Source organism: Ochrobactrum sp. RH2CCR150 (genome assembly GCA_014138095.1).
GTDB lineage: Bacteria > Pseudomonadota > Alphaproteobacteria > Rhizobiales > Rhizobiaceae > Brucella > Brucella gambitense.
Map to the genome: position 1 here is coordinate 228,977 of JACGXE010000007.1, position 11,398 is coordinate 240,374.

An 11,398-nucleotide genomic window follows, 5' to 3' on the forward strand; every position below is an offset into this window, starting at 1 on the left:
CGTTAGGCAGCGGCAGGTGCCGGTTTGCGGGCATGTTCCACGTCGTAGAGCAGACCGCCTTTTCGGGTGTAGACGCCCCAGGTGATGACGAGGCAGGTCACGTAGAAGATCAGGAACGCCCAGAGTGCAGCTTCCGGTCCGCCAGTCATGCTGATCGAGGTGCCGTAGCCCTTCGGAATGAAGAACGCGCCAAAAGCAGCGATGGCCGAGGTGAAGCCGGTGATGGCGGCAGATTCCTTTTCCGCTTCGTGACGGCGCTCCTCCGGGGTGGCATTTGGCATCAGCCGGACCATTTCCTTCGACATGATCGCAGGGATCATCTGGAAGGTGGATGCATTGCCGATACCGGTTGCAAAGAACAGCAGGACGAAGGATGCGAAGAAGCCCCAGAAAGCGTTCGGCTGGTCTTTGACACCGACGAACCACAGCACGCCTGCAACACCGATCATCATCAGCACGAATGCCCAGATGGTCACGCGCCCACCGCCATATTTATCCGCCAGCCAACCCGAACCTGACCGTGACAGTGCGCCGACGAGCGGGCCAAGGAAGGCGTAATGGAGTGCATTGACCTCTGGAAACAGGATGTTGGTCAAAAGCGGGAAGCCCGCCGAATAGCCGATGAACGAACCGAATGTGCCGGTGTAAAGCCAGCACATAATCCAGTTGTGCTTGCGGCGGAAAATGACAGCCTGATCGGCAAAGGACGCCTTGGCCGAGGCTATATCGTTCATGCCGAACCAGTTGGCGAAAGCTGTGATGACAATGAACGGTACGAAGATGAAACCGGCATTTTGCAGCCAGAGCGGTGCATTGCCAGCCTCGGTCGCGACCATTGCGGGATCGCCGCCGAGTTTGCCAAAGATACCGGCAGTAATGACGAGCGGCACCACGAACTGCACCACGCTGACACCGAGATTACCGAGGCCCGCATTGAGCGCCGCTGCATTGCCCTTTTCGTGTTTCGGAAAGAAGAACGAAATGTTGGACATGGACGAGGCGAAGTTGCCGCCGCCAAAGCCGCAGAAGAGCGCAAGGAGTAGGAACACGAAGTAAGGCGTGTTCGGGTTCTGCACAGCATAACCGATGCCGATGGCCGGAATGACCAGCGACCAGGTGGTCAATGTGGTCCACAGGCGGCCGCCGAAGATCGGCACCATGAAGGAATAGAAGATACGGAATGTTGCGCCCGAAATACCGGGAAGAGCCGCCAGCCAGAACAACTGGTCAGTGGTAAACTGATAGCCTACCAGCGGCAGTTTTGCCACCACCACAGACCAGACCTGCCAGATAGCAAAGGACAAGAGGAGGGCAGGAATGGAAAGCCACAGATTACGCTTGGCAATCTTCTTGCCCTTCTGCTCCCAGAAGACTGGGTCATCAGGGCGCCAATCGGTCAAAACCGCGTCACTCTTGCTCGGCTTGATCTCCGCTTTCTTCAGTCCCTGCAATTCTGCAAAGGCCGGAAGTTCTTCCGCAGCCTTACCCTGTGCCGCGCGCTCCATCTGGCGGATCGAAACATGCATCCAGACAAAGGAGACGGCGACGATGACAAAGAGCAACATGAAGCAGCTCGTCCACAAGCCGGTCAGGTCCAGAAGCACACCGAACAGAATAGGCAGGATAAAACCGCCCAGACCGCCGATCATGCCGACCAGACCGCCAACCGAACCCACATTACCCGGATAATAGACCGGAATATGTTTGAACACGGCGGCTTTGCCCAAAGCCATGAAGAAGCCGAGGATAAAGACAGTAATGGTGAAACCAACCACGCTCATTTCAGCATGAAAGCTAAGCGGTCCCTTATCGCTTTGGATGATATAGTCCGTCGGCGGATATGACAGGACAAACGTTGCCGCCAGCGAGACGAGGAACGTCCAGTACATGACTTTTCGTGCGCCGTAGACATCGGAAAGATGGCCGCCATAGGCGCGGAACAAGCTGGCAGGAACAGAGAAGAAGACGGCGATCATACCGGCAACGCGAATATCGACACCATAAACATGGATCAGATATTGCGGCAGCCATAGGGCCAGAGCCACAAACGCACCGAAAACGAAGAAGTAGTAAAGCGAGAAGCGCCAGACCTGCACGTTTTTGAGCGGCTCAAGCTCCATGAGTGTGCTGGCAGGCTTTTCGCCAGTGCGGCGACGTTCGACCAGAACGGGATCGTCGCTTGTCGTGAAATAGAAGACCAGAGCCATGATGACCATTGCCGCGGCCCAGATTTCCGCAACGGCATGCCAACCAAAGGCGACCATGACGATCGGCGCGAAGAACTTCGTGACGGCGGAACCGACATTCCCTGCGCCAAAAATACCGAGCGCAACGCCCTGCTTTTCAGGCGGATACCAGCGCGATACGTAGGCGACACCGACCGAGAACGATCCGCCAGCCACACCAACGCCAAGCGCGGCAGTCAGCATTTGCGGATAGTTTGTCGCGAAGGTCAGGAGATAGGTTGCAAGCGCTGAAATAAGCATGGTCAGCGCGAAAATCAGGCGCCCGCCGTAACGGTCGGCCCAAATGCCCAGTATGACACGGATCAGAGACCCGGTTAGAATGGGCGTGCCGACAAGCAAACCAAACTGCGTCTCGGACAAACCAAGCTCAGAGCGTATCTGAATTCCGATGATTGCAAATATTGTCCAAACCGCAAAGCATGTCGTGAACGCAACGGTGCTCATGGCAAGAGCTGTTGACTGCCCCCTCGGGGCAGCTCCCTCGACATTTGGCATAGGCGTACTCCGAATTGAATACCATCATAGGTTTCGTTTGCACATATGCGTCGATTGTTTGCTGGATACATTGATTAAGATCAAAATTATTAATTTTTTCAAGAATAAAATGAAATGCTACAATAATTAAGACTTCAATAGAATTATATCGCTCTATGTATTGACTTTATGTAATTTTATGATTGATAATTATCAAGAATTTATACCGATAACTTGATCATAAGAGTATGCTTTATGCAGAAAGACGATATCTATCGACTGAAAAAGCTTCCTCTGTTTGCGGAAATCGCGGACGCGAATTTTGATCGGATTATTCGACCAAGCTTCGTCCAATCATTTCCTGCCCGCACTGTGCTTCTGAAAGAAGATGAGTCGGCCGACTTTCTGTTCGTCGTTCTGGACGGGCTTGTCGTGATGTCCGCCAAGTCCGACGACAGCGAGACAGTTCTCGAAGTTCTGGGTGCTGCCGACGTTTTCATATTGGCCGCCGTGCTCAATGACGACGTTTGCTTGCAGACCGCGCAAACACTGACCTCTGCGCGTATCTTAATGGTCCCATCCAGTCTGGTGCGGGAAATTCTCAACGAAGACAATGGGTTCATGCGCGCTGTCGTATTCGAAACCGCAAGAGCCTACCGAAAACTCGTAAAAGAACTTAAGGCACACAAACTGCGAAGCAGCATTCAGCGTCTTGCCAACTGGATCATCAGGGAGTCTTTGGCGACCGAGCGTACTGACGTCGTCGTGCTGCAATATGAAAAGCGTGTTCTGGCGGCCTATCTCGGCATGACGCCCGAAAATCTGTCACGCAGTTTTGCAAGTCTCTCCGAATATGGCGTGACCACCCACGCCTCCAGCATTAAAATTGGCGACTACAACAAGCTTTGGCAGTTTGCGTCACCTTCGCCGCTCATTGATCGCCATGAGCCCGCATTACAGCCCAGAACATGACAAGCAGAACAGGCATTCCCTGCTCGTTACGCCTCCAGCCATTTTGGCAAGCCATGCGCGACGCGACCTGTCTGCGCCGCCTGCGCGCAACTCACCAAACTGCCGAAACGTACTGCGCGGCCGGATAGACCAGGCCCATAATGGGCATATTTGCCAGAATTGGTCATCAGCGCCTTGGCTTCAACTGGAAAAACCGGCTCGGAAATCGAACACCAGCAAAGATCCGGAATAACCTGAACGCCTGAAGCTTCCAGCCTTTCCAGCGTGCCCTCGCCACGCGCGCTGGCGATAACCTGACGCCCTGCGGTTATAATTGTCGTCGTGACCGCCTTAGTGCCCTGCAATGCATCAGCAAATGCGCGACATTCTTCCAGTGAAGCATGCGGGCTGCCGATAGCTACCAGATCCACGCTATCGGGCCCGTCGTTCAACAACTGCCAGCCGTCCGCCATATCATGCTTCGTGATACGCGCCTCATCAGCTGCGGGCGAGACGAGATGTGCTTCCGGCGTAACGCCTGCAACATGCAGCATCGGTGCGGCGGACGTCGTACCGAAGGCAGCACAGAGAGCTTTCAGGTTCTCCGCGGTCGGCTTGGCTTCTTCGAGCCCCCGCAACAGCGGAATCCGATCCGGCGAAACTTTACCCGCCAGATAACCGATCAATGGCCAGAAGGCATCATCGAACGCCACCGGCACATCCACATCAATGATCCGTTCCGCAAACCGATGTTGATCGAGATAAACGCCGGAAAGCGGCGCGCGCCCGATGATCGCTATGCAAAGATCCAGAAAATCCGGATGCTTCGCAGTGCGTGCGCCAAGCACGGTATTGGCATAGATGACCGCGTTGCTTTCGGCCCATGCAATCCTCTCACCCTGTTTCGGAGCGGTTTCCAACAGATAGGGCGAGCAGGTGAACGTATTCTGGCATCCCATCCGCACATAGGCATCGGCGAGCCGTGCGGCTGGCCGTCCAAAGGCTGCAGGCACACCTTGTGTCTGCCAATGCTCCCGATCGACAGAGATGGCATTCATCGTCGTCGGAACACGGACCCGCGCGCCCATATCCGCCATTTTTTCGGCAAAGGTCAGATTGGCCGGACTTGCATAGATGCAGCCATCAATATGAGCCTGCGCAACGTCGATAAGGCGTTCAGCCCCCTGGTTTGCCGCCATCGTGCAGATGATTTCCATGGCAAATTTGGTAACCTCGCCCTCTTCACCCGCAAGCATGGCTTGATCAGTGGCAGAAAGATCGAGACCGGCCTCCTTCGATTGAACGAGCGACAGCGTGAGACCGGGCGCGGTTAAGGCCGTTGGCGTGATCGCGGCCTTCTCCTCTTTTCGCAGACGCTCCCAATCTTCCGGTGCCAGACGCAGGACCGGCAAAGATTTACCGAACATCTTATCCGCAATCAGCGCTCCGAGAGTCACCACGTCCTCAGCCTGACAGAAGACCAGCGCTGCAGGCGCCATGCCGTTCAGCGCAAGATCGAGCAGCACGCCAGAGCCTGTGCACGAACCGCGCGTCGATGGCATCATCAACACAACGCCCTTGATGCTCTGTCCGTGAAGCGGATGATGCACGTCGATGATTTTACCCGAAGCGGGATCGACCCCGCCCCAGAAGCTGAGCGGTTCGGTTGTTGCGAGGATTGGCCCCTCGGCAGTTCCGGCCAGAATGCTTCGGGCTGTTTTGTTCATGGAAAAGGACCGCTTGCTGATGCTATCGTTGAATGAATGCGAAGACCGATACTGGTTGTCGAAAATAGTGGTCAGGTCAAGGGGGACACCATTTTGTCGTCAGTCAAACGATACGGCCCCCGGCCTCCAAAAGTGCCTCTCTCGTGTCGACATCAATTCTGGCAGCGGCGCCAATTGGTACATCAATGACAGGAATATCGCTCGCCTCTATAACGCGCTTTGCACCCAAATCGCCGGAGAGCGCGGAAATGGCTTTAAAAAGCTGTCGCGGTAAAATGACGGGATTGCCTCGCTCGCCCTCACCGATAACGGCGCGGATGACGGCCTTTCCTTTATGCTGTCGAAAGCAATCGACCATCGTGCGCATATGATGTGCATTGATGGCAGGCATATCACCAAGATGAATCATAAGCCCATCGCAATCTGCCGTTGTCGCCCCCAATGCAGCTTTGATCGAGCTCGCAAGACCTGTGGCATATGCCGCGTTATGCACGATGGCAACGTCCATCCCCTGCAGCGCTGCCGCGATATCTCCGGCCATATGTCCGGTAACGACGATAACCCGATCACTACTGGTTTGCATCGCAACTTCAACAGAACGGCGGATCAGTGACTTGCCGTCAAAAATGGCAAGCAGCTTGTTTGCGCCACCCAAACGCGACGATTGCCCAGCGGCCAACACAGCGATTGTTACGGTGGTCTTTTGCTTCTCTTCCATTTTATCGCCGCATAGTGGACTGCCAATTTATCCTATCCGTTGAGTAACACGCTTGTAACGGCGTTGGCCATCGTGAAACGCGCCCACGCAGAACGGGAAATCATTAATCCAAATCAACGCAATAAGTTAGGAAGCAATAAACCCAATTGTATAGCTTAGGCCGGAAAATGCTTAAATCCGGTACCACCTTTTATGGTAGAATGGGATGTTAATTTCTCGCGCCACCAACGTGGTGTGAGATGACTTCATTCGGACATTGTGCAGCATTCGATAGATCTCGTGAGCGATGGAAAAGACCTCCGGTCATTGGAAAAGCGGAGCCTGTAGTGTCAGCCGATCTTGAGAGAAAACGCCGCAAAATGCGCAGCCTTCCGACCATGGTTATCGTGGCCAAACATACGCTTGCGCGCACATGCGTCGTTAAATTCCTCGCTCACGAACTCGCCGGGTGGGACTTTATCGATATGGCTTCTACTGCCGATCTGGCAAAGGCGATTGGAAGAGATGTCGCGCTTATCGCCCTGGATCTGGCGGGGCGAGCAATCGATAGCCCAACCCTGCTGGAAGATTTGCTGGCTGCTCAAACGCATTTTCCGGCAGCATCGATCGCCTTGCTTTCCAACCGGGACGATATCCTGATGGAATCAGAGGCGATCAAAATGGGAGTACGAGGCTTTTTCACCTCGTCTCTTCCGGTGGAAATAGCGCTTGCTGGTGTGCGGCTGGTGCTTGCAGGCGGCGTATTTTGCCCACATCCGTTAGGCGCTCACGGCAGCATCCAACCGACCATCTCCATCAATGGCAAGTCAGCTTTAGAAGACATGCTCGACGATGACAATGAGACGGTGAGCCGCGCTCCGCGGATGGCCGCCATTGCCGGTTTCACACCTCGTGAAGTCGATGTTCTCACCGAGCTTCAGCGTGGTCATTCAAACAAGATCATTGCGGAAAAACTCAACCTCTCGGGGAATACCGTGAAAATGCATTTGCAGCATATCATGCGCAAACTGCGGGTTCAAAACAGAACGGAGGTCGTGCTGCTTTTGGGAGCAAAGACATCTCCGGGTATAAACACGGTGCAATAAGCGAAACAAATTCAATTCTCGCGGAATGCACGATGGAAGCTATCCAGCAAAGGCCTGACGGCATAAAGAGCGACGCTACTTTGGCCAGTTTCGATCAAAGCTTGCACCGGCATTCCTGGGATCATCTCTATATCCCCTGCCTGCAACAATTCATCATCGGTGACCTGGATCGTTGCAGCATAGTAGGGCTGACCTGTGACCTTATCCAACAGGCGATCAGCAGAAACATAAGTGACCCTCCCTTTCAAAAGCGGCACGCGTCGCTGATCATAGGGTAGAAGATGTACCTGCGCATTCAGCCCCTGATGAACAAGATGGATATCTTCAGGTCTGACATGTGCAGACACAACCATATTGCCGTCCTGTGGCACAAGATCGAGCAACGGTTCGCCTGCGCCAATCACTCCGCCTGTTGTATGAATACGTAAATCCATAACAATGCCCGCCTCTGGTGCCTTAATCGCCGTACGGTTTAGTTGATCATCAATGGCGCGATATCGCTCGTTCAACAAAAACAGCTGGTTCTCAGTGTCGCGCAGTTCCTTTGCGATCTCATTTTGCCGGTCGCTTTCCAGTTTGATGAGATTGGCCTGCGCTTCATTGATCACCTGGTAAGCACGGGAAATCTGAGCCGTCGTTTCTCCAAATTGTCCATCAAGGTCCGCTTTTTCCCGCGCGAGGTTCAGCAGGCTTGTTTTGCGTTCAAGACCTTTCTTGACCAGCGGATCAATCATGTCCAACTGCTGACGGGTAATCTCCACCCGTGACGACAGCGCCAGTTTTTGGGCTACCAGACCGGTGATCTCCTGTTTCACCTGCTCCATTTTTTCATGCGTTATAGCAATTTCGGATCGATAGACATCACGCCGCGCTTCGAAAATTCTCCGCTGGCCAACAACAATCGCGCTGACTGCCGGATTATGCGAAACAAGTCGCGCCAGCTCCGGCGGAAACGCGAGCTGCGCCTCGTTTCCCTGTTCCGCGACCAGCCGCGCGCGGCTTGCCTCCGCATCCCACAACTGGCCCTGAAGGCCGACAAGTTCCGTTCTCGGCTTGGTATCATCAAGCTTGATCAACACCTGCCCGGAAGAAACCAGATCTCCGTTGTGGACATAAATCTGCTGAACGATACCGCCCTCCAGATGTTGAATGGTTTTACGACTGGTCTCCGCTTCGACGATGCCCACAGCAACTGCCGCGCTTTTGAGTGGCGCAAGAATTGCCCACAGACCAAACCCGGCTAAAAACGTCAAAACCAGCAAGTTTCCAGTCCAGGCAACCCCGCGCAACCTTGGCCGGGAGGTCACCGGCGCTGGCAATGTTTTGCGTTGGTCTACAAGTATCGGTGGAGATGCGAGCCGCCACAGCATCAGCTGTTGCGCAACCAGCTCCAGACGGAATTTGAACGCGTTCACGACCTTCAATGGAACATCAAGATAGACCAGCGCCATTGCATTGCCCCCTCATGGTCCGGTTTTGGCAGGAACGCGAAGGAAAGCATCGAAAATTTTCTCGCTATCACCAAAGGCGCTGACCATACCATCACGCATCACGGCAATCTTGTCCGTGACGGGCAATATGCCCATTCGATGGGTAATGATCACAATGGTTATCTGCCTGCATTTCATGCGCTCAATGGCGTCAAACAACAGGCGCTCGCCTTCATAGTCGAGGCTAGAATTCGGATCGTCGAGCACAACGAGAGGCGGATTGCCATAAGCTGCGCGCGCCAGTCCCAATTGTTGGCGCTGTGCCCGAAGAAGCAGGCTCCCTCCTTCTCCAATGTCTGTATCATAACCTTGGGGCAACCGCATAATCGCCTCATGCAGCCCGACCAGTTTTGCCGCCTCAATCACCTTTTGAGGGTCGGATCCATCAAGCCGACCAATGACATCCTTGATTGCACCGCCGAAGAGCTCAATGTCTTGCGGAAGATAACCAATGTGACGGGCATTGTCACAATGGCGCAACAAGGCGATGTCGATGCCACCCAGAAAAGCGCATCCGCATGTCGGCCGTGAAACGCCCGCCAGAATCCGCCCAAGCGTGGATTTACCCGAACCGGACGGCCCGATCAGCGCCACACAATCGCCCGCGGCAACCTGAAACGAGACGCCCCGCAAAATGAAATGATCCGATGACGGGAGCCGATAGCCGACATTATCGAGAACCAGCTGGCCCCTCGGTTCCGGAACAAGAATGGTTCGCCTGTCCTCACAAGGAACAATAAGCGTGAGCATCCGGTTCAGGCGATTGAATGCACCGCGCACGAAAGCAAGTGCGCGCCAGGCTCCGATTGCGCCCTCGACCGGCGCCAGTCCACGTCCAAGCAGCAGGCTGGCTACAAAAATAATTCCGGGATTGCTGTTGTTTTGAAGCACGAGCCAAGTCGCAGCACCCATCATCAGAATTTGGGTCAGCGTGCGTACCGACTTCGAAAACGCTAAAACAACCTCGGTCCTGCGTATCACACTGTCCTGAGCCGCTCTGACAGCTTCAGCATCTCGATAGATGAGGTGAGCCGCACCATGCTGCATGCCCATAGCGCGAATAACGCCAATATATTTCAGCGCCATGATGAAGCGGGAATGGCTTCGCGCTTGCGCAAGATTTGCCTGTTCATTCAATTCACGTGTCACAAGCTCGTTCAGCAACGCCAATAGGAGCAGGATCAAGGCGCTGCCCAGCCCAATGAAGCCCAGCAGTGGGTGAACCAGAAAAAGTAATGCAAGGAAAACCGGGGCCCATGGCAGATCGAACAAAAGCGCGCAGGAGGGCGAATCCAGAAACTGGCGCAGAACCGAAAGGTCGCGATAATGTTCTGCGGCGGCTCCCGCATCAGCGCGTGCCGCATATTCGAACGATGCGTTCATGACGATAGGACGCAACTGGTGATCGAGCCAACTACCGATCCGGGACAATGCGGCGCGGCGCACGATATCGAGCAAAGACCCAACCACAACCGCCACGGCGATGATGATTGTCAGCATCAACAGCGTGTCGACACTGCGGCTCGACAAAACGCGATCATAAATCTGGAGAAGATAGATGGAAGGTGCGAGCAGAAAAATATTGTATCCGCAGCTATAGGCGAAGACCAACCCAAAGGCGGCGTAACACCGACGGAGCGCTGCGACCAGTGGGGTCACCGTATAGCGTGGTTGCGCAAATGCCGCCGTCATCGTCCAATCTCCGTTGACATACCAGCCCCTTGCAACCGCCTCCAATGCTCGCAATGCACCATCAGCCTTGTGGAAACCGGTAAAACGGGAGAGCAGCGGCCGAAGCCGTTGCTCCCAGATCGAATTTTCCAATGATTCAATCTGAAGCCAACTACCGATCAGATCGGCATGTGGCTCAGATCAATATCGTGAAAGTTGTCGTTAAAACTATTAGCAAAGCTCGCGATGTCATTGGTCGTCGTCGTTGTCGTGTGGGTTTCCGGGTTTGAGTGCACGAGCGCGGCCGAGATATCGCCACCGCGTGCCATATTTCCGTTACCACCATTGCCGCCAACCCCTGCAAGAATAGTGGCGTGCTGGTCCGCAAGAAGCTCAGTATATTGAACAGCGCTTGTATCGGCAGTCGCTGCCCCTACATTGCCGCCGCTTGACGAGCCCAGACTGCCATTGGAGTTCGCGTCACCACCGGCTCCGCCATCGCCATGATTGGTAATATTGGCGAGAAAGCCATTGGCTGCATCGGCTCCACCGCCATGACCGGCATGGCCTGCATCCCAGCTGGCGCTTAACCAGGGGGAATCGCCGCTATGCACGTCTACTGTTGCGCCCGCCACGCTTTGCGTGTTGGCAACAACTGCACTCGGATTATAGTTGATATTACCGTAGTTATAGCCATCAGCGCCGTTACCGGCATTGGCATCACCGGCATGCACGTCACTGAGATGAATTGTGTCGGATACTTGTGGAATAGGCATCGCTTTATTCCTCCCTGTTATGGCCCCTGCCCTGTTTCGGTTGAACTTCAGTCCTGGTCTCCCAAAGCGCCCATAAACAGGCGTCGCGAAATCGGGGACCCGACCGCGCTTAAAGATTGCGCGTATTGATCATTCGGGAATAGCTAGAAATTCGGATATCTACTTTAGGTGACCGACTCATAAGATCGAAGCCAAATACGAATTGAAGCAAGCTGGATAGATGCGAGGAAATTGTCGTCGCGTTTGTCGTATCGGGTTGC

At 54.4% G+C, this 11,398-nt stretch carries 8 protein-coding genes; 2 read left to right on the top strand and 6 right to left on the bottom strand.

The features are described from left to right. Positions 1-2: 2 nt before the first annotated feature. On the bottom strand, positions 3-2,741 hold the full coding sequence (locus FHW03_RS16335; RefSeq protein ID WP_182521592.1) for an MFS transporter: 2,739 nt from the start codon (positions 2,739-2,741) through the stop codon (positions 3-5). 234 nt (positions 2,742-2,975) lie between these two features. On the opposite strand from FHW03_RS16335, the gene FHW03_RS16340 reads away from it, so the two are divergent. After that, positions 2,976-3,692: a cyclic nucleotide-binding domain-containing protein gene (locus tag FHW03_RS16340; RefSeq protein ID WP_182521593.1), complete on the top strand. Its 717-nt coding sequence runs from the start codon at positions 2,976-2,978 to the stop codon at positions 3,690-3,692. 26 nt (positions 3,693-3,718) lie between these two features. On the opposite strand, the gene FHW03_RS16345 is transcribed toward FHW03_RS16340, so the two are convergent. Both FHW03_RS16345 and FHW03_RS16350 read right to left on the bottom strand, forming a co-directional pair. Next, on the bottom strand, positions 3,719-5,398 hold the full coding sequence (locus tag FHW03_RS16345) for an aconitase X (RefSeq protein WP_182521594.1): 1,680 nt from the start codon (positions 5,396-5,398) through the stop codon (positions 3,719-3,721). A gap of 103 nt (positions 5,399-5,501) precedes the next feature. After that, positions 5,502-6,116: a nucleotidyltransferase family protein gene (locus FHW03_RS16350; RefSeq protein ID WP_182521595.1), complete on the bottom strand. Its 615-nt coding sequence runs from the start codon at positions 6,114-6,116 to the stop codon at positions 5,502-5,504. Positions 6,117-6,493: 377 nt separating this feature from the next. Here FHW03_RS16350 and FHW03_RS16355 point away from each other — a divergent pair, with 377 nt between their 5' ends. Beyond that, entirely contained in the window at positions 6,494-7,201 is a 708-nt protein-coding gene (locus FHW03_RS16355; protein ID WP_182521620.1) for a response regulator transcription factor, read from the top strand. Positions 7,202-7,212: 11 nt separating this feature from the next. Here FHW03_RS16355 and FHW03_RS16360 read toward each other — a convergent pair whose 3' ends face one another. The 3 genes from FHW03_RS16360 to FHW03_RS16370 all read right to left on the bottom strand — a co-directional run bounded on the left by FHW03_RS16360 (position 7,213) and on the right by FHW03_RS16370 (position 11,138). Then, positions 7,213-8,652, bottom strand: a complete 1,440-nt coding sequence (locus tag FHW03_RS16360; protein WP_182521596.1) for an HlyD family type I secretion periplasmic adaptor subunit — start codon at positions 8,650-8,652, stop codon at positions 7,213-7,215. A gap of 12 nt (positions 8,653-8,664) precedes the next feature. After that, entirely contained in the window at positions 8,665-10,383 is a 1,719-nt protein-coding gene (locus FHW03_RS16365) for a type I secretion system permease/ATPase (RefSeq protein ID WP_182521597.1), read from the bottom strand. A gap of 158 nt (positions 10,384-10,541) precedes the next feature. Further along, positions 10,542-11,138 (bottom strand): PE-PGRS family protein, encoded by a 597-nt coding sequence (locus FHW03_RS16370; protein ID WP_182521598.1) that lies wholly within the window; start codon positions 11,136-11,138, stop codon positions 10,542-10,544. Between the last annotated feature and the right edge of the window lie 260 nt (positions 11,139-11,398).

Excerpts from the sequence above, each read along its gene's own strand:
- FHW03_RS16340 (WP_182521593.1), top strand. The coding sequence starts at position 2,976 with ATGCAGAAAGACGATATCTATCGACTGAAAAAGCTTCCTCTGTTTGCG.
- FHW03_RS16370 (WP_182521598.1), bottom strand. The coding sequence starts at position 11,138 with ATGCCTATTCCACAAGTATCCGACACAATTCATCTCAGTGACGTGCAT.
- FHW03_RS16345 (WP_182521594.1), bottom strand. The coding sequence starts at position 5,398 with ATGAACAAAACAGCCCGAAGCATTCTGGCCGGAACTGCCGAGGGGCCA.
- FHW03_RS16335 (WP_182521592.1), bottom strand. The coding sequence starts at position 2,741 with ATGCCAAATGTCGAGGGAGCTGCCCCGAGGGGGCAGTCAACAGCTCTT.
- FHW03_RS16355 (WP_182521620.1), top strand. The coding sequence starts at position 6,494 with ATGGTTATCGTGGCCAAACATACGCTTGCGCGCACATGCGTCGTTAAA.
- FHW03_RS16365 (WP_182521597.1), bottom strand. The coding sequence starts at position 10,383 with ATGACGGCGGCATTTGCGCAACCACGCTATACGGTGACCCCACTGGTC.
- FHW03_RS16360 (WP_182521596.1), bottom strand. The coding sequence starts at position 8,652 with ATGGCGCTGGTCTATCTTGATGTTCCATTGAAGGTCGTGAACGCGTTC.
- FHW03_RS16350 (WP_182521595.1), bottom strand. The coding sequence starts at position 6,116 with ATGGAAGAGAAGCAAAAGACCACCGTAACAATCGCTGTGTTGGCCGCT.